Annotated in this window: 15 protein-coding genes; all 15 read right to left on the minus strand. The window is 68.9% G+C overall.

Going from position 1 to position 18,637, the window contains the following annotated elements:
- Positions 1-8: 8 nt before the first annotated feature.
- Entirely contained in the window at positions 9-746 is a 738-nt protein-coding gene (sepF, locus tag H6A15_RS05765; protein WP_204672799.1) for a cell division protein SepF, read from the minus strand.
- Between the two features lie 62 nt (positions 747-808).
- Positions 809-1,546 carry a YggS family pyridoxal phosphate-dependent enzyme gene (locus tag H6A15_RS05770; RefSeq protein WP_204672800.1) on the minus strand — a complete coding sequence of 246 codons (738 nt, stop codon included), beginning with the start codon at positions 1,544-1,546 and terminating at the stop codon, positions 809-811.
- A gap of 138 nt (positions 1,547-1,684) precedes the next feature.
- Positions 1,685-2,557 (minus strand): phosphate signaling complex PhoU family protein, encoded by an 873-nt coding sequence (locus tag H6A15_RS05775; RefSeq protein ID WP_204672801.1) that lies wholly within the window; start codon positions 2,555-2,557, stop codon positions 1,685-1,687.
- 308 nt (positions 2,558-2,865) lie between these two features.
- On the minus strand, positions 2,866-3,690 hold the full coding sequence (locus H6A15_RS05780; protein WP_239462394.1) for a polyphenol oxidase family protein: 825 nt from the start codon (positions 3,688-3,690) through the stop codon (positions 2,866-2,868).
- 149 nt (positions 3,691-3,839) lie between these two features.
- Complete coding sequence (gene ftsZ / locus H6A15_RS05785) at positions 3,840-4,982, minus strand: cell division protein FtsZ (protein ID WP_204672802.1); 1,143 nt, start codon at positions 4,980-4,982, stop codon at positions 3,840-3,842.
- 206 nt (positions 4,983-5,188) lie between these two features.
- Positions 5,189-6,634 carry a cell division protein FtsQ/DivIB gene (locus H6A15_RS05790; RefSeq protein ID WP_239462395.1) on the minus strand — a complete coding sequence of 482 codons (1,446 nt, stop codon included), beginning with the start codon at positions 6,632-6,634 and terminating at the stop codon, positions 5,189-5,191.
- Positions 6,635-6,821: 187 nt separating this feature from the next.
- Positions 6,822-7,733, minus strand: coding sequence for a UDP-N-acetylmuramate dehydrogenase (gene murB, locus H6A15_RS05795; RefSeq protein WP_204672804.1), 912 nt, complete (start codon positions 7,731-7,733; stop codon positions 6,822-6,824).
- A 5-nt stretch (positions 7,734-7,738) separates the two neighbouring features.
- On the minus strand, positions 7,739-9,166 hold the full coding sequence (murC, locus tag H6A15_RS05800) for a UDP-N-acetylmuramate--L-alanine ligase (RefSeq protein ID WP_204672805.1): 1,428 nt from the start codon (positions 9,164-9,166) through the stop codon (positions 7,739-7,741).
- A gap of 181 nt (positions 9,167-9,347) precedes the next feature.
- Positions 9,348-10,469, minus strand: coding sequence for an undecaprenyldiphospho-muramoylpentapeptide beta-N-acetylglucosaminyltransferase (gene murG, locus H6A15_RS05805; RefSeq protein WP_204672806.1), 1,122 nt, complete (start codon positions 10,467-10,469; stop codon positions 9,348-9,350).
- Positions 10,459-12,030, minus strand: a complete 1,572-nt coding sequence (locus H6A15_RS05810; RefSeq protein ID WP_239462396.1) for an FtsW/RodA/SpoVE family cell cycle protein — start codon at positions 12,028-12,030, stop codon at positions 10,459-10,461. The genes murG and H6A15_RS05810 overlap by 11 nt, the downstream gene beginning before the upstream one ends.
- 14 nt (positions 12,031-12,044) lie before the next feature.
- The gene (murD, locus tag H6A15_RS05815; protein ID WP_204672808.1) at positions 12,045-13,451 is read right to left on the minus strand and encodes a UDP-N-acetylmuramoyl-L-alanine--D-glutamate ligase; all 1,407 of its coding nucleotides are present in this window, start codon (positions 13,449-13,451) and stop codon (positions 12,045-12,047) included.
- Between the two features lie 9 nt (positions 13,452-13,460).
- The gene (gene mraY / locus H6A15_RS05820; RefSeq protein WP_204672809.1) at positions 13,461-14,492 is read right to left on the minus strand and encodes a phospho-N-acetylmuramoyl-pentapeptide-transferase; all 1,032 of its coding nucleotides are present in this window, start codon (positions 14,490-14,492) and stop codon (positions 13,461-13,463) included.
- Positions 14,482-15,930, minus strand: coding sequence for a UDP-N-acetylmuramoyl-tripeptide--D-alanyl-D-alanine ligase (locus tag H6A15_RS05825; protein WP_204672810.1), 1,449 nt, complete (start codon positions 15,928-15,930; stop codon positions 14,482-14,484). The genes mraY and H6A15_RS05825 overlap by 11 nt, the downstream gene beginning before the upstream one ends.
- 135 nt (positions 15,931-16,065) lie before the next feature.
- Positions 16,066-18,060: a peptidoglycan D,D-transpeptidase FtsI family protein gene (locus H6A15_RS05830; RefSeq protein WP_239462397.1), complete on the minus strand. Its 1,995-nt coding sequence runs from the start codon at positions 18,058-18,060 to the stop codon at positions 16,066-16,068.
- Positions 18,061-18,079: 19 nt separating this feature from the next.
- On the minus strand, positions 18,080-18,583 hold the full coding sequence (locus tag H6A15_RS05835; protein WP_204672811.1) for a cell division protein FtsL: 504 nt from the start codon (positions 18,581-18,583) through the stop codon (positions 18,080-18,082).
- Between the last annotated feature and the right edge of the window lie 54 nt (positions 18,584-18,637).

The raw sequence follows: 18,637 nt of genomic DNA on the forward strand, positions 1-18,637 counted from the left end.
AAGGTACGTTACTTGAGGTAGCCGTCGTCGCGCAGCTTCTGCAGGTCGGAGTTCTTGACCTCGCAGCCGGCGGGCAGCACCATGAAGATGCGGTCGCCCACCTCCTGCACCGACGCGCCCAGGCCGCAGGCGAACCCGTAGCTAAAGTCGAGCACGCGCTTGGCGACCTCGGTGCGCACGCCCACGAAGACGAGCGCCACGGGCTGCTTGGTGCGCACGCGGCGCACGACGGTCTCGACGTCGTCGTAGCTCTCGGGACGCAGGATAAAGGCCGGGAGCTGCGGCGTGGCGTTGAGGATGGCGCTCGCATGCTGGGCAGTCTCCACCGCAGAGGGGGTGGGGGCGGGCGTCGAGGCATGGCTGCGCACCGTCGCCGCGTAGCTCGAAGGCGTGTCGTAGGCGCCGGGGCGATAGCCGCTCTCCTGGCGCGACGGCGGGTTATAGGTGGTGGCATGACGATCGGCATCGCCCACCAGCTGGCCGGAGCGGGTGTACACGGCTACCGACTCGGCCTCGCCGCGACGGGTCTGGCCAAGGATGCCGTTAGAGGGTTCAGAGGAGCCGTAGCCGCCCCCTGCGTAGGAGTCGGAGGAGCCGTAGCCGTCCTGCTGGTAGCCGTCGCCATAGCCGTTGCCGTCGTAATAGTCGTCGGCATAGCCGTCATCCTGGCCATAGCCGTCCTGACCATACGAACCCTGGTTCTGACCGAACGGAAGCCTGCTCTTGATATCGTCTAAGAAGCTCACGTCTCTCAACCTCTCTCGGTGCGCGATGGATGAGCGGTGCGGTAAGGACAACGCTAGTTCGTCTATTCTAGCTCAAAGGACGGGTCAAAGACCACCCTGCCCAGGCGAACGAGCGTCGATCCCTCCTCGAGCGCGACCTCGAAGTCCTCGCTCATGCCGCAGGACAGTTCGGGGAGCTCGAGTGCGGGATGGGCAGCCAGAAGCTCGTCGCGCAGGCCTCGAAGCCCCGCGAACGTCTCGCGGGCACGGTGCTTATCCCCACGCGGGGCCATCGTCATAAGCCCCTCGATGCGGATTCCACGAAGTTCTCGCAGCTCGCCCATGCACGAGCGCAGCTCGTCTGGGTCGAAGCCCGACTTTGACGCCTCGCCCGACACGTTCACCTCGATGAGCACCGGCTGAGGCGCGGCGAGCTCCCCCTGCTCCAGGCGGCGCGCCGCGCGCGACGAGACGGCCTCTGCCAGGTGGAGCGAGCTGATGGAATGGATGCAGGCGGCGCGTCCCAGCACGGCGTTGATCTTGTTGGTCTGCAGGTTGCCGATCATGTCGAAGCGGATGTCGGCCGCCTCGGGCGCCCCCTTGAGGGCGTCGAGCTTGCGCACGAGCTCCTGGGGGCGGTTCTCGCCAAACAGGCGGTAGCCGGCATGGATGGCGTCGAGAACGCGCTCGGTGTCGACGGTCTTCGACACCGCCATGATCTTGACGTCCGACCATGACCTTCCCGCCCGCGTGAGCGCCGCGTCGGCACGGCTGAGAATCTCTTCGCGGCGGCGGCGGATCTGGTCTTGGTAGTCAGTCATACAACGCACCTTTCACGACTTCTTCGAACGCATCCATACTAGCGCAGGGCGCGGCCCCGAGAAGTGGAACCGCGCCCTGGACACGCAAGGTTTATATCGCGGGCGGCCGCCGGGGGGCGCCCCTGTCTGCAAGAAGGCCTAGGCGTCGAAGTCCTCGTCCTCGGCCTCGTCGTCCTCGTCGTCCTCGTCGACGGGGTTCTCGATGAGGGCGCGAAGCGCCGGGGTGACCTCGTCGAGCGGGATCTTCGCCACCGAGGCGGCGTCGACCTCGGGACGCAGGATGACGCCCTCGCCGGACGGGACGCGCAGCGACTCGAGCTCGTCCTCGTCGAAGCCGGCGATGTCGACGCTGTTCCAGCGCTGGCCCGTGAGCAGGAACATGATGCGGCTCGCGGCGTCGATGCTGTACTGGGCGCAGCGGTCGAGGTAGCGCGACACCATGATGACGCGGCGGAAGTCGTCGTAGGAGCGGTCGTCGGTCAGCTCGACGGATGCCATGCGGTTGAAGGAGCGGAAGAACTCCTCATAGATGCTGTGGGCGGACTCCTCCTGGCTGTTCAGGGTGCGCAGCACCGCCAGGTCGTTGGTCACCAGCACGGACGCGGCGGTGCCCATGACCTTGTAGACGCTCGAGGCCTCCTGGTTCACGAGGTCGATGAGCTCGGCGGGCAGCTCGATCTCGGTGGTGGCCTTCAGCTTTGCGGCGCGGGCGACGCGCTGCACCTTGTCGCACATGCGCTGCAGGCAGAAGTCGGTGTAGATGATGGTCTGGAGCAGACGGAAGTCAGAGGCGACCGGGGCCTGGGTGGCGATGAGGTTGTAGCACACGGCCTCGAGGTTCGCGCAGCGCGCGTCGATCTTCAGGGTCTTCTTCTTGGTCTTGGAGGCGAGCTTCTTGTCCCCCTCCACGAACGCATGAACGGCGTCATGCAGAGCAAGGTCGATCGCCTCGTAGATGGACAGCATCTCGTGGCGAGCCTCGATGAGCTGGCGAGAGTACAGTTTGCGCATGTCAAAACTCCAATCAACAGTGCTAGGGGCGTGCTTCCCGCCCGTCAGGTGGCAGCCGGCGCGGAGAGGCGCGTGGGTCGGGCGCGCCTGCGACGAAATCGTCGGCAGGAGCGGTCATACCCGGGTTAAGTGTAGAGACCAACCGTCAAGGATTTGTAAGGAAACGGCCAGCGGACCGTCTGCAATGACGCTCGGACCCTGCATATGGCCGGAAGGCGTCCCTCTCGCCGAAAGACGCACGCCCGACGCCCTCCCCGCCGTGGAGCCCGTGCGAAGCCCGCAGAACCCGCCTCGCGCGGCGGCGCCCGTCAGCCGGCGAGCACCGCCACGGCGCCGTGCCGCCCGCACCGCCCGCTCTCCGCCCGGTAGGAGTAGAACCGGTCGTTCTCCCTCATGGTGGAAAGCTGAGGATCGAAGATCGCATCCGGGGAGAGCCCCGCCTCGACGAGCGAGAAGCGTATGCACTCCGACAGGTCGAGCAGGCGCCCCTTCCCCACCGCGACGTCAGGGAACCGGGTGCGGAAGCGCTCCATGAGCTCGTCCGAGACCTCGTATTCGTCGCCCAGGATATGGGGACCGATATAGGCCGCAATCCCGCTGGGGGCGCATCCTGCGCGCTCCATGAGCACGCGGGCCGCCTTACCCGCGATGCCGGCGAAGGTGCCCTTCCACCCCGAGTGCACGACGGCGAAGGCCTGCGGGGCAACCAGGATGCAGGGAACGCAGTCGGCAAAGCAGAGCAGCACGGGGACGTCGGGGGCCGTGCACACCACGGCGTCGGCGCCGGCGGCCGCCTCGGCGCGCGCCGCCTCAAGGGCCGCCGGCGAGCCGTCGGCGATCGTGACGACATGGTCGCCGTGCACCTGGTTGGGCACGACGAGCCGGTCGGATAAGGACTCCGCTCCGAGGGCGGCCAGCACGCGGCGGCGATTCTCGGCCACGGCGGCAGGGTCGTCATCCACATGGGCGCCCAAGTTCAGCGAGGCGAATGGGGCCCGGGACACGCCGCCCGTGCGTTCGGTGAAGCCGAAGGAGACCGGCCCCTCCACATCGCCCACCAGGGCCACGCCGGCGCGCTCGATCCGCCGCAGCCCGCCCCGCTCGCCGTGTTTCATGAGCTCCTCCTCGATCATGTTGCCTCCCGCTCCCGCCGGAGCCTTCAAAAGACGCTACAGGGACACATGTACCCACTGTCTGGAGCCTGACAGGCGCCCGCAATGCAAAAATGCAAAAAGCCCCCGGCGCGAGCGCCGAGGGCTTGAGCCGGCTATGGTGGGAACGCTTAGAACGAGCCGCGCTTCAGGAAGTCGGGAAGCTCGAACTGGTCGTTGCCGAAGTTGGGAACCTCGGTGCCGCCGATGTTGCGGGTGGGAGCGCTCTTCTGCGCGGGCGCCGCATGCGAGCCCAGCGGGTCGCGGTCGCTCGACTTGGAGGAGCTGGACGTGAAGAGGTCGTCCTGGCGGTTCACGTTGGAATCGGAGAAGCCCGTGGCGATGACGGTGATGCGCACCTGGTCGCCGAGGGACTCGTCCACGACGGTGCCGAAGATGATGTTCGCCTCGGGGTCGACCGCGTTGGCGACGAGGTCCGCGGCGTCGTTGATCTCCTGGATGCCGAGGTCCTTGGAGCCGGCGATGGAGAGCAGGACGCGGGTCGCGCCGTCGATGGAGCTCTCGAGCAGCGGGCTCGAGATGGCCTGCTGGGCGGCGTCGACCGAACGGTTGTCGCCCGAAGCGGTGCCGATGCCCATCATGGCGGTGCCGGCCTGCTTCATGATGGTCTTGACGTCGGCGAAGTCGAGGTTGATGACGCCAGGCACGGTGATGAGGTCCGTGATGCCCTGGGTGCCCTGGGAAAGCACGCCGTCGGCGTTGGAGAAGGCCTCGAGCATGGTGGTCTTCTTCTCGGCGGTGGCAAGCAGGCGGTCGTTCGGGATGACGATGAGGGTGTCGACGCTCTGCGACAGGGTGCGGATGCCCTCCTCGGCGGCCTGCTTGCGCTTGCGGCCCTCGAAGGTGAAGGGCTTGGTGACGACCGCGACGGTCAGCGCGCCGACGTCGTTCATGGCGATGTCGGCGACGATGGGGGCCGCGCCGGTGCCGGTGCCGCCGCCCTCGCCCGCAGTGATGAAGACCATGTCCGCGCCGGCGAGCGCCTCGGCGATGTCGTCGCGCGACTCGTCGGCGGCCTTGCGGCCGACCTCGGGGTTGGCGCCGGCGCCCAGACCGCGGGTGAGATCGGTGCCGATGTGCACCTTGATGTCGGCATCCGAGATCGCAAGAGCCTGCGCGTCGGTGTTGATGGCCACGAACTCGACGCCGCGGATACCCTCTTCGATCATGCGGTTGACCGCGTTGGTACCGCCGCCGCCGACGCCGACCACCTTGATGACGGCAAGATAATTGTTGATCTCGTTCTCGTGCATGTCGGTCCTCCGATAAACGGTACTGCGAAGTTATCTCAAACTCTAAGCCTCAAGTTTACATGAAACGTCGAGGTAAACCGCCTTATATTTGCACAAAATGCAGGTAGCGGTCAAATCTGGCGGCCCGGATTGTGGAATTGTCGAACAATGCGCAGGTGGATGCGGCAACCGTTCGCCGAAAAGATTTGGACACACAGCGTATCCAGCTAGCTATCCGGGGCGCTTCTAAACGAGTAGTTGTCCGGCGTGCGCACATTGATGTAGGTCACCCCCTGCTCCTGCTCGAGCAGCCGCGTCACCACGCGCTCCTTAAGCGCGATGTCCTCGGGCGCGCCGAGCGACACCTCGACGCCCGAATCGAGGTCGGCGGAGATCGCCTCGACGGAGGTGAGCGAGATCTCCTTGATCTGGGCGATGAACTCGCTCGAGAAGCCGCGCGCGTACTCCAGGCCGGCGAGAATCACCTCGGAGGTGACCTCCTGGCCCGAGACAGGCTCCACGTCGGAGGCGATGTCGGTGAAGAGCACGGCCCCGTCGCGGCGGGCGATGGCCTGGGCGGCGGCGATGCCGTTGAGCGTCTGGGTGCCGTCGGGGTTGGTCGTGGTGGTGGAGCCGTCGGTGGTGGTCGTGTTCGCCGTAGCGTCGCCCGACGTGCCGTCGGCGGAGGCGCCGTCCGTTGCGCCGTCGGCCGTAGCGTCGGTCGTGCCGTCGCCCGTCGCGGCGTCGCCCGAGGTGCCGGCGGAGGCGTCGCCTCCGGTCGCGGCGTCGCCGGCGGCGTCGTCTCCGGTCGCCCCCGTCTCGGCGTCGCCGGCGGCGCCTGCGGTGGAGGCGCCCTCGGACACGATGTTGCCCTCGGCGTCCACCGTCACGGTCAGCGATATGGGAGAGATCCACTTGTTGTCGCTCGAGATGGCCCAGGCGACGTCGCTCGCCGTGATGTAGGCGATGGCGGAGACCTCCCATTCGGTGGGCGTGATGATGAGCGTGTCGGGGAACTGGCGCTCCACGGTGACGCCGCGCACCCACGGATTCGATTCGAGCGATGACGCGATCGCCGCCTCGTCCACGTTGAGCAGCGTGGTGCCGGCGGGGACCTCGATGAGCTGCTCGGCGGTCTCCTGCGAGACGTGCCCGCTGCCGTTCACGATGATGTTGGTCGCCGTGAAGAGCGCCGAGTTGACGACCAGGAGCGCCACCACGGCCACGAGCGCGAGCACGGCCGCGGCGCCTGCGACCATCTTGCCCGGGATGCGGGGGTGCGGGATGCGTTCCAGCACGCCTCGCACGAGCGCGACCGGGGCGGCGACGACCGCGAGCACGCCCGAGCCCCCGCGAGCACCCGGCGCCTTCTGCGCCTTGGCGCCCGAGACGCGCGGAGACGCCACCGAGGTGAGCGAGCGCCCCGGCGTCATGCGGGGCGCGGTGCGCTTGCGGGCCGAGGACGCGCCCATCGTGGAGCCGATGACGGCAGAAGGGCCTGCAGGGCCCTTGGCACCTGAGGCGGGCCGGCGCTGCGCGGGGGCGGAAAGCGGCCGCGAGGCGGGGCGAGAGGCGCCCGCGGCAGGGCGGTTCTTGGACGGCGAGGGCTTCGGCGAAAGCGAGCGCGCGGGGGCCTTGGCCGGCGCTTTGGCAGGCGCCTTGGGCGCCGACATGCGGCGCTGCGGCTGTGCCTGGGGCCTTGCCGCAGCTGGCTTGCGCTTCGGGGACGCCGTGTAGGACCCGATGGGTTTGGATGCGGGCCTGGCCGCAGATGACGGCTTTGCCGCGGGGCGGCTGGCGGGGCGCGGCGCCTGGGCGCGGCGCGATCCCGACGCCTTGCGGAAGGTGGGCTTTGAGGCGTTAGAACCCGAGGAATTTGACTTCCGGTTGAAGTTCGACGCCATACGCCTCCCGTACCTTCCCATAGACGTGTCGGATGACCGCCGCGACGTCGGAGGCCGTCGCGGTGCCCGTGTTGACGATAAAGTTACCGTGAACCGTCGAGATTTCCGCGCCGCCGACGGAAAAACCCTTCAATCCACAGTCCTCGACCATCTTACCCACACTTCTGTCAGGAGGATTCTTGAAGACCGAGCCGCAAGACGCGCTGCCGATGGGCTGCGTGCGGCGGCGGCGCGACAGGTAGCGCTCCATCTTCTCGCGGATGTCGGCCTTGTCGGCGGGATGCAGGCGCAGCGTGGCCTCGAGCACGATCTCGTCGCGCGGCAGCCCGCATTCGCGATACCCCCACGCGATCTCGTCGTGGGCATAGTGGCGCATGCCGCGGCCCGGCTGGTAGGTCATGACGTCCTCGATGAGCGAGCCGATCCACTCGGTGCGCGTGCCCGCGTTCATGGACACGGCCCCGCCCACGGTGCCGGGAATCCCCATGGCGAACTCGAGGCCCGAGAGGCCCTTTGAATACACCTCGTTCACCAGGCGGGCCAAGATCACCCCCGCGCCCGCCGTGAGCGTGCGCCCGTCCTCGGCGAGCACGGTGCGCATGAACTCGCGGCCGAGCGTCACGACGGCGCCCTCATAGCCCTCGTCGGCCACGAGCAGGTTGGAGCCGCGGCCGATGATGACCCAGGGCACCTGCTCGCGGTCGAGCGTCTCGATGGCGCGGCGCAGGGCGTGGTAGCTGTGGCAGGTGATGAACAGCGCCGCCTTGCCGCCGATGCGGTAGCTGGTGTGGCGCGCGAGGCGCTCATGCTCTATGACATCGGTGTCGATGGCGCCCGAGAGCGACATGACGGCGTTGAACAGTCCCATGCGGGCTACTCCGAGGCCTCGGCAGCGGCGGTCTTATATGCGATGAACTCGGGCCCGACGGTGGTGACGTCGCCGGCACCCATGGTGATCAGCAGGTCGCCCGGCTCGACCACCTCGGAGAGGCGCTGGGAGACGAGCATGCGGTCGCCCACGTAGACGACCTCCTTGCCGGGATGGCGCAGGCGCACCTTGTCGGCGAGCATGCGGCTCGTGACGCCCGGGATGGGCATCTCGCCGGCAGAGAACACGTCGATGAGCACGAGCCGGTCGGCGTCGGCGAAGGCATCGGCGAAGTCGTCGGCGAAGGCCTCGAGGCGCGAGTAGCGGTGCGGCTGGAAGACGACGTCGACGTGCTTGTAGCCCAGCGCGCGGGCGGCGGCGAGCGTCGCCTTGATCTCGGTGGGATGGTGCCCGTAGTCGTCGACCACGGTGACGCCGTCGACGTCGCCCACATGGGTGAAGCGACGGCGCACGCCCTTGAAGCCGGAGAGGGCCTCGGCGGCCTTCGCGACGTCGAGCCCGAGCACCTGCGCCACGGTGAGCGACGCGGTGGCGTTGAGCAGGTTGTGCACGCCGGGGTTGGCCTTGATGGCCACCTCGAAGGAGGAGCCGTCGGCGAAGCGCACGGTGCAAGACGCCGAAAGCTCGTGGGAGACCATGTGCGGGGTGCACACGACGTCGCAGTCCTCGCTCACGCCGTAGGTGACCACGCGGCGCCCGCTCTCGCGGGCGAGTTCGACCAGGCGCGGCGCGTCTCCGCACACCACCACCGTGCCGTGGTCGCCCACCAGGCGCATGAACTCGACGAAGGTGCGCTCGATGTCCTCGAGCGAGTCGTAGTGGTCCATATGGTCGGCCTCGACGTTGGTGACCACCACCACGTCGGGGTCGAGATAGAGGAAGGAGCTGTCGGACTCGTCCGCCTCGCACACGAAGAAGTCGCCCGATCCGTTGCGGCCGTTGGTGTCGTAGCCCTCGACGATGCCGCCGATGAGGAAGCTCGGGTCGGCGCCCATGCGGTCGAGCATGGTGGCGCACATGGACGAGGTGGTCGTCTTGCCATGGGTGCCCGCAATGGCGACGGTGGTGTGGCCATGGCCCAGGGCGGAGAGCATCTTGGCGCGCGGCCAGACGGGAATGCCCAACTCGCGGGCGCGCACGAGCTCGGGATTGGTCTCGGGGATGGCGGTGGAGACCACCACGACGTCCGGCGAGAGCTCGTCGATGGTCTCGGCACGGTGCCCCACGCGCACCTCGACGCCGGCACGGGTGAGCTGGCGGATGTAGCGCGAGGTCTTGAGGTCGGAGCCGCTCACGGCATAGCCGCGCTCGTGCAACACGAGCGCGATGCCGCTCATGCCGGCGCCGCCGATGCCGATAAAGTGAGCGCGCTTGAACGCCGGAGCGGTGGGCGCGGTCGTAGTGTCTGCCATGCGGATATACTCCCCTTCAGCTACGGTCGATGCATATCTTTGACACTTTACCGCAACTTCGGGCGCCGTGCGAACGCGCTACGCAGACAGCGGCAACTCAGCACGCCGGCGGCAGGCCGCCCCGCACCAGGCGGCCCAGGAGGCGCGCCCCGGACGGCACGGCGCGCCTTCTGCGGCGTCCCTAGAGCTCCTCGAGCGCATCGGCCAGGCGCGCGGCGGCGCGGTCCTGACCCAGCCCGCGAGCGGCGTCGCGCATGGCGGCGCGCGCATCGGCGTCGGCGAGCAGCCCCAGCAGGCGCTCCTTGAAGGCCAGCGAGTCGATCTCGGCGTCGGCGAACATGACCGCCGCGCCCTCGTCCACGAGATAGCGGGCGTTGGTGGTCTGGTGGTCGGCCGTGGCAAAGGGGTAGGGCACCAAGATCGAGGGCACGGCGAGCGCCGCGATCTCTGCCACCGACGAGGCGCCCGAGCGCGACAGCACCAGGTCGGAGGCCGCGAGGACGTCGCCCATGTTCTCGATATATTCCACGACGCGGTAGCGCTCCTGCTCGGCGGGGGTGAGCGCGAGCGCGTCGCGGGTCGCCTCGAAGTCGTCGGCGCCGGCGGAATGCAGCACGTAGGCCCCGTCGAGGGCGAGCAGCTCGTCCTTCAGCTGCGCCATGCGGGCGTTGATGTGATGCGCCCCGAGCGACCCGCCGAAGACCAGGAGCATGGTGGCGTCCTCGGGCACGCCGAGCCCGGCGCGGCCGCGCGCGCGGTCGCCCGCGAGCACCGAGGGCCTCACGGGGTTGCCCACCATCTTGATCGCGTCGGCGCGGGCGCCCTGCTTCTTGAAGACGTCTGCCACGCTCGGCTGGGCGATGCCGATGAGCGAGGCGCCCTTGGCGGACTGCTTGTTGGCAAGGCCCGGCACGGAGTTCTGCTCGTGCAGGGCATACGGGATGCCGAGGCGTGCGGCCGCCCGCACCAGGGGCAGCTCGACATAGGCGCCGAAGCCGATGGCGACGTCGGGCTTCAGGGCGGGGTCGGCCTCGAAGGCGCGCACGAGGCGGCGCTCCTCGTGCGCCAGGTGCACGAGGGCCGTGATGAGGGTCCAGGGCTTCTGGCGGTCGAACCCGGTCACCTCGACCGGGTAGAAGTCAAAGCCCGCCTGGGGCACGAGCCTCCCCTCGAGGCGCCTCGTCTCGCCGAAGAAGCGCACCTCGTGCCCGCGCTCGCGCAGCTCCTCGGCGAGCGCGAGGGCGGGATTCACGTGTCCGGCGGTTCCTCCGGCAGCGATGGCGATCCGTTTCTTATCGGTCATGGCGTCTCCCCCTTGGCGACCCGGTCGCCCGGCCGCGGCCGGGCGCATATCCTCCCCTGTCATACCCCACGCGCGGCCCGGACCGGCGCAGCCGGTCGGCAGGGTCTCGTCCCAAGTCGACGCGCGAGCGGCCCTGGGCGCCGTCTCCCCAGCCGCCACGCGACGAGGCGAGCGGAGCCGAGCGCCGCGGCGCCTGCGGGCGGGCGTCGTCGCGCCCCGTCCCCCGCGGGCGGCCCTGGGCGCCGTCGAGCACCGTGAAGCCCCCCGAGCGAGCCCCGCGCAGGCGCGGCTCGCCGGCGGTGCTCTCCTCCACCACGGCGAAGTCGTCGCGGCGCACGTCGTAGACCGTCTTGGGATTGCTCTCGATCGACACGCGCAAGACGAGGCCCATGAGGATCAGCGACGCGATCATGGACGAGCCGCCGTACGAGGTGAACGGCAGCGTCTTGCCCGTCATGGGCGTGACGCCCAAGATGCCCAGGATGTTGATGAGAAACTGCAGCGCGATGAGCACGATCGACCCCGAGGCGATGAGGCGCCCCTGGATGCTCGGCGACTGCCAGGCGATCTTGAACGCGGCGTACACCATGACGGCGAACACCGCAAAGAAGGCGAGCGTGCCCACGAGCCCCAGCTCCTCGCCGATGATGGCCAGGATGTAGTCGTTGTGCGCCTCGGGCAGATAGTTGTACTTCATGGTCGAGTTGCCGATGCCGCGGCCGAACAGCCCTCCCGAGGCGAACGCCATGATGGCGAGCGTGGCCTGGTAGCCGGTGTCGTAGGGGTCGTCCCAGGGGTTGCCCAGAAACAGGCGGTCGGCGCGGTAGTCGGACGACAGGATGAGCACGACCGCCAGAAGGGCGCCTAAGCCCAGGACGGCGCCGATGAGCTTGTAGGAGAATCCCGCGAAGTAGGCCATGCAGAACACCGAGCCGGCGATGATCAGGCAGGTGCCCATGTCGGGCTCGAGAATGATGGTCAGCAGCGGGGCGCCGGCGCAGGCGATCAGCAGGGCGAGGAACCGCGCGGTGTCGAGCGAGCCCTCCTCGTAGTACTCGTAGAAGATCTTGGCAGCCGTGACCACCACGACCGCCTTGGCGAACTCCGAGGGCTGGAACTGCTGGCCGGCGATCAAGATCCAGCGGCGGGCGCCGCCGGCGTCCTTGCCGACCAGAAGCACGAGCATCAGCAGCACGAGCATGGCCCCCCAGGCCCACCACGCGAGCTTGGAGCGCATGACCACGAGCGGCACCCGGCTCACCGCCAGCATGCCAGCGAGGCCGATCGCGATGAAGATCGCCTGGCGCTGCAGGTAATAGACCGAGCTGCCCATCTCCTTCAGGGCCTCGACGGAGGACGCCGAGTAGACCATGAGCAGGCCGAAGGCGAGAATCGCCACGAGACATGCCAGAAAGACGATGCGCGGGCGCATGATGCGGGCGGGAACCCCGGCGATGAGCCGCTCGCCCAGGGCGGAGTGGCCGCCCTCGGGGCGGCGCGTCCGCGCCTTGCGGGCAGGGGCCTCCTCAGATGTTGCTTCGGCGCCGCGCGGCGCGTCCATGCGCGACATGGCGGCTAGCGCCCGGCGGCAGACGCGCCGCGAAGCTCGTCAAGATAGCCCTTATAGGCGCGGCCGCGCTCCTCGAAGCCGGAGAACTCGTCAAAGCTCGAGCAGGCCGGAGACAGCAGCACCACCTCGCCGCGCTCGGCGAGGTTGCGGGCGACGTCTACCGCGTCGCGCAGGTTGTCGGCCTCGGCGAGGTCGAGCTCGTGGGTGTCGTCGGCCTCCAGAAACGCCGCGAGGAAGCGCTCGCGCGCCTCGCCGAAGCACACCACGGCGCGCACCGTCGAGGAGATGACCGAGCGGGCGAACTCCTCGAGCGGGGTGCCCTTGTCGTGCCCGCCCACCAGCAGCACCACGCGCTCGCGCGGGAACGCGGTGAGCGCCTTTATGACCGCGTCGGTGTTGGTGGCCTTCGAATCGTTCACGAAGCGGACGCCGTCGAGCTCGCCGCAGGGCTCGATGCGGTGCTCGAGCGGGGCAAACGAGCGCAGCCCGGCGCGCACGCCCTCCACGGAGGCGCCCGCGAACAGCGCGGCGGAGGCGGCGGCGAGCGCGTTGGTGAGGTTGTGGCGGCCGGCGATCTTGAGGTCGTCCACCGCGACGAGCGGGGTCTCCTCGCCCGCCAGGCGCACCACGAGCACGCCCTCGCGCACGAAGGCGGCGTCGGCGGTGGCGGGGTCGTCAAGGGCGAGCGAGAGCACGCGCCGGCCGTCGCGGGCGATGAGGCCCATGTGGTCGCGCACGCCCTCGTCCTCGACGTCTACCACGGCGAGGTCGGAGGGGGTGAGGTTGGCAAACAGCCGGCACTTGGCGCGGGCGTAGTTCTCGTGGCTGCGGTGCCAGGCCAAATGGTCGGGCGTGATGTTTAAGAGCACCGCGACACGCGGATGCAGCTCGGAGGTGGTGGCCAGCTGGTAGCTCGACAGCTCGGCCACAAACCACTCGCCCTCGCCGCGCCCGTCGACCCGCGAGATGGCGGTGTCGCCGATGTTGCCCACGGCGGACGAGCGCATGCCCGCGGCGTGCAGCAGATGGTTGGTGAGGGCCGTCGTGGTGGTCTTGCCGTTGGTGCCCGTGATGCCCACCCAGCGCTCGGGCGTGAGGCGGTAGGCGAACTCCGGCTCGCCCATGATCTGGCCGGCGTGGTTGCGGGCGGCGGCGAAGAAGTCGGAGAACTCCGAGATGCCCGGGCTCGCCACGCACACGTCGAAGGAGCCCTCTACGTCCTCGGTGCCATAGACAAAGCGGGCGCCCGCCTCCTCGAGGGCGCGCGTGGCGTCGTTGGCGCCCGACGAGGCGCCGCCGTAGACGACGACCTCGCCCACGCGGTCGGTGTGGGCGAGCGCCCAGCGCACGATGTCGAGTCCCGTGGTGCCCTGTCCCAGCACCAGCAGGCTAAAACGGTCCGGAAGAGCCATGCGTCCTCACTATCCCAACTGGAAGAACAGCGCCAGGCCGAGCGCGCCGAAGGCGGCGGCCACGATCCAGAACCGGATGACCACCTTGGTCTCAGCCCAGCCGAGCTTCTCGAAATGATGATGGATGGGTGCCATGAGAAACACCCGCTTGCCGGTGGCCTTGAAGCTCACCACCTGGATCATGACCGAGAGCGCCTCGATGATGAAGAGCGCCCCCACGATGAGGGAGACGACCTCGGTGTTCGTCATGATGGCCACGCAGGCGAAGGCGCAGCCGAGCGCAAGCGAGCCGGTGTCGCCCATGAAGATGCTCGCCGGGTAGCAGTTGAACCACAGAAAGCCCAGGCAGGCGCCGGCGCACGCCGTGCAGAACACCGACAGGTTGGGGTCGCCGTGCAAAAACGAGATGGCAGCCATGATGAGCATGGCGATCATGGAGGTGCCGCCCGCGAGGCCGTCGAGGCCGTCGGTCAGGTTCACGGCGTTGGAGAGGCCGGCGATGAGCAGCCAGGTGAACACCAGGTAGAGCCAGGGAATCTGGAAGGGCTCTCCTGCGATGGTGAGCGTGGTGGAGAGCACGCCCAGATCGATGCCGAAGCCGCCCGGGAAGCGCACCTCGGGCGCCACGCCGCACCAGTTGACGGCGAGCAGGCAGAAGAGCACGCAGATGAGGGTGAGGCCGATCATCTTGGCGTGGGGCGTGAGGCCAAGCGAGCGCCCGTGCGACACCGACGTCGCGTCGTCGATGAGGCCGAGCACGCCGCAGGCGAGCGTTGCCAGGAGCACGAGCACGAGCTCGGTGGTGAGGCGCCCGAACAGGACGCAGGTGAGGGTCACCGAGAGCAGGATCACCACGCCGCCCATGGTGGGCGTGCCCTGCTTGATGAGATGCCGCTCGGGGCCGTCGGCGCGCACCTGCTGGCCGATGCCCTCGAACTTGAGCAGGCGGATCCACAGCGGCATGAGCACCGCAGCGATGAGCGCGCCCACGCCGAGCGCGAGAAACGCCTGGAACGTGGGGTAGGTCGGGTTACCGAACATCGGCGCACACCCCCTCTACGAAGCGGTCGAGCCCCACGGCGTGAGAACCCTTCACGAGGACCATGTCGGTCGCCGAGAACGTGGAGCCCCAGCGGGCGAGCGCGGAGGCGGTGTCGGGCATGTGCGAGACGCGGTCCTCGGGCATGCCCATGAGGCGCGCGGCGGCAGCCATGCGCCCGGCGAGCTCGCCGCCCACGCACACGAGCTGGTCGAGCTTCTTGGCCGCGGCATAGGCGCCCACGAGCTCGTGGAAGCGCGGGGCCTCGTCGCCCAGCTCGCCCATCTCGCCGAGCACCGCGACCCGCCGGCCGGTCGCGTCGAGCCCGCAGAGCAGGTCGAGGCCGGCGGCCATGGACTCGGGGCTCGCGTTGTAGGAGTCGTCCACGACGCGCGCGCCCGAGGCCGCGCGGCGCAGCTCCTGGCGATGCCCGGTGAGCCTGAGCTCGTGGAAGACCTGGTCGATCTCGTACTGCGCGACCCCCAGGCGATGCGCCACCGCCGCGGCGTAGAGCGCGTTGGGGACGGCCTGGGCGCCCGTGATGGAGAGCCCGGTGTGGTACTGCGACCCGTTCTCGAGCATGATGTCGAACTCGGCGCAGCCGTCGGCGCCCACCTGGATGTCGCGGGCCCAGACGTCGTCGTCCTCGCTCGTGCCGGCGAGCAGCACGTCGACGCCCGCGGGGCGCGCGAAGTGCTCGATGATGAAGGGCGTGTAGTCGTCCTCGCCGTTGAGCACCAGCAGCGAGTGGTGCCCCTCGAAGTTCTCGGAGGAGGCGGGCATGCCGGCGAGCACCTCGGCCTTGGCCCGCGCGATGTTCTCGCGGCTGCCGAGCATGCCGATGTGCGAGGTGCCGACCTTGGTGATGATGGCGTAGGTGGGCTGGGCGCAGCGCGACAGCCGCTCGATCTCTCCGAAGGAGTTCATGCCCATCTCGAGCACCAGGACCTGGGTGTTCTTGGGCGCCGAGAGAATGGTGAGCGGCATGCCGATGAGGTTGTTGTAGTTGCCCTGGGTGGCGTGCACGCGATAGTGCGTGGCGAGCAGCGCGCTCAGGATGTCCTTCGTGGTGGTCTTGCCCACCGAGCCCGTGACGGCGATGACCGTGCACTTCATGCGGGCGCGGTACCCCTGGGCGAGCCGAAGCAGGAACTCCTCGGCGTCGTCGGCCACAAAGACCGCGCACTCGTGGTCGTCTGCGAGACGGATGAGCTTGCGCGAGGGCTCGCGCGTGAGGATGACGGCGGCGGCGCCGGCCTCGATGGCCTGCGGGGCGTAGTCGTTTCCATCCACCCGCTCGCCGGGAAACGCGACGAAGATGCTATCCTGCTCGACCTCGCGCGAGTCGATGACGCAGCCGCGACACACGCGGTCCGCGTTGCCGGTATACGGCCGGGCCCCCGTGACCCGCTCGAGAAACTTTACGGCTATCTCTACCATGCAGCACTCCTTATCAGCCTTTACTGCAGCAGATTATTGTACCTAAGGGGAGCACGGGCGGCGTGCACGCCTTATGGAGCCTGGGCGCGCTCGCCGCACGCGGCGACGGGGCGGGGCCAGAAGGCCCGCGCCCCGCTAGCGCGTCTGCTTGATGCCCAGCGTCGAGAGCGCGCTCGACATGATGGTGCGAAACGGAATCGCCGCCGCGTTCGATCCTGCCGGGGTGCCGTCGAGCGTGATGTAGACGGCCACCGCCGGGTCGCTCGCCGGGGCAAACCCCAAGAACGACGCCATGTATATGTTGGCCTCGTAGCCGCCCGACTCGCTCGCGCGCTCGGCGGTGCCGGTCTTGCCGGCAACGTCGTATCCCGGCACCTGGCCGTAGACGCCCGTGCCCTCGTCCACGACGGTCACCATCATGGAGGTCACCTGCGAGGCGGTCTCCTCGCTGACCACCTGGGTCTCCCCGTCCGACCAGTCGACCTCCTCGCCCTCGCTCGACTTCAAGAAGTGCGGCGTGCAGCACACGCCCTTGTTGGCCATGGCGCACACGGCGCGCATGGTCTCGATGGGGGCGATGGCGATGCCCTGGCCGAAGGACATCGAGCCCAGGCTCGAGCCGTCGTACTCGTCGCGCTCGCGCACGATGCCCGCCGACTCGCCCGGGAAGTCGATGCCGGAGTTGTGGCCGATGCCGTAGGTGTCGAGGTACTCGGCGAAGCGGTCGGCGCCGATCTTCTCGCCCACGAGCACCATGCCCGTGTTCGAGGAGCGGCGCATGATCTCGCGCAGGGTCATGGTCATGCCATAGGGGCGCTTGTCGGCGTCGGCGACCCAGTCGTCGCCCACCTGGATGGTCGCCGGCACCTCGAAGGTGGTGTCGGGCGTCACGAGCCCCAGCTCGATCGCCATGCCCGAGACCAGGGTCTTGAACACCGATCCCGGCTCGTAGGCGTCGGTCACCACGCGCAGGTTCATGTCGGCGGCGTTGGTGTTGGAGAGGTCCGTCTGGTCGTAGGTGGGATACGAGCAGCACGCGAGGATCTCGCCGGTCGTGGGGTCGGTCACGATCGCGGAGCCATACTGGGTGTCGGTCTCCTCCACCGACTGCGCGAGGGCCTCCTCGGCCACGCGCTGGATGTTGATGTCCAGGGTGAGCACGATGTCGATGCCGTCGCGCGCCGCCACCTTCTCGTAGGCGCCGCCGGCGATGTATGAGCCGTCGCGCGCACGCTCGCGCACGATGGAGCCGTTCTCGCCCGTCAGGATGTCGTTGTACTGCGCCTCGAGGCCCGAGACGCCCTCGTTGTCCATGTTCACCACGCCGAGCACCTGCGAGGCGAGGTTGCCGTAAGGGTAGACGCGCTTGATGGTCTGCTCGAACTCAATGCCGGCGATCTCGCGGGCGGCGAGCTCGTCGGCGATCTCTTGGTCGACCTGGCGCTGGATGTAGGCGAAGGTTGTGTCGCGCCCCACCTTCTCGCGCGCCTCGTCCTCGTCGACGCCCAGCACCTCGACGAGCGCCGCCACGGCCTCGTCCTCGTCATCGATGAGCTGCGGGTTCACGTAGACGTTCTGGCACTCGACGCTCGATGCGAGCACGTTGCCGTTGCGGTCGTAGATGGTGCCGCGCTTGGCATAGAGAGTCTGGCTCGACACGCGGCGCTCGTCGGCGCGCTCGCGGTAGGTCTCGGCGTTCACCACCTGGTAGTCAAGCAGGCGCCACACGCCGGCGGCCAGGCCGACCCCCAGCGCGGCCGCGACCACGGTGCGGCGGGAGACCGCCTCGTGGGCGAGGTCGCTATGGAACATGTCGGTCACGGGGCGCTGCGAGCGGCCCGACCTCGGGGGCCTGGGGCCGCCGCCGTCGTAGCCGGAGCCCCCGCCCATGCCCGACCCGCCGCGGGGGCCGGAGCCGCCCGCGTAGCCGGAGCCTCCGCGCTCGAAGCGGCCGCGCGCAGACCCCGAGCCGCCGTAGCCCCGAGAGCCGCCGCGGCCAGAACCTGCGCTGCGAGCAACGCCGCCCCCCTGGGAGCGGCGGTATCCGTTGTCATATCTGTTGTCGTCGCGGCCGCCGCGAGCGTCGCCTCGACGCCCGCCGCCCGGCCCTCGGTATGTGTCCCGCGTCATGTTGCTGGGGCCTCCGTCACTACTGGACCTGTACCGCCGCGTCCGTCGCGCCGTCGGCGGCGTCTTGGGTCTGTGCGTCCTGGGCCACCGGGTCGCTCACGTCCACCGTCACGGTCTCCTCGGGCTCGACCATGCCGAGGGTGCTCGTGGCAAGGTCGCGCACACGGGTGTCGGCGCCGTAGACCGAGCGCATGACCTCGAGGCTCGACGAGGTGTCCTGCGCGGCCTCGAGCTCGTTTGTGGCCGCGGCGCTCGCGTTCAGGGTGGCGGCGGTCGCGCTCGCGATGGTAACACGGGCGACGCCGATCACGCAGAACAGCGCCACCAGGATGCAGAAAATCTTGACCACGTGGGTGAAGGCGGGGCTCACCGCCTGGTTCGCCTCGCGCGCCGCTCCGGTGTATACGTCGAAGCGGGGACGCTCCCCCGCCCGGGGCGCACGGGGCGTGCCGAGCGGGGACATGGGCGCCGGTGCGGCCTGCATATCATAGGCGAATGCTGCGTTTGAGGTGTTGATACCCATGATATGCGGCCTCCCCATCCCTTGGATGTGTGTAGTGCGTTTAAGCTGCGTCTA

The sequence above is a fragment of the Enorma phocaeensis genome, assembly GCF_016901575.1.
GTDB lineage: Bacteria > Actinomycetota > Coriobacteriia > Coriobacteriales > Coriobacteriaceae > Limicola > Limicola phocaeensis_A.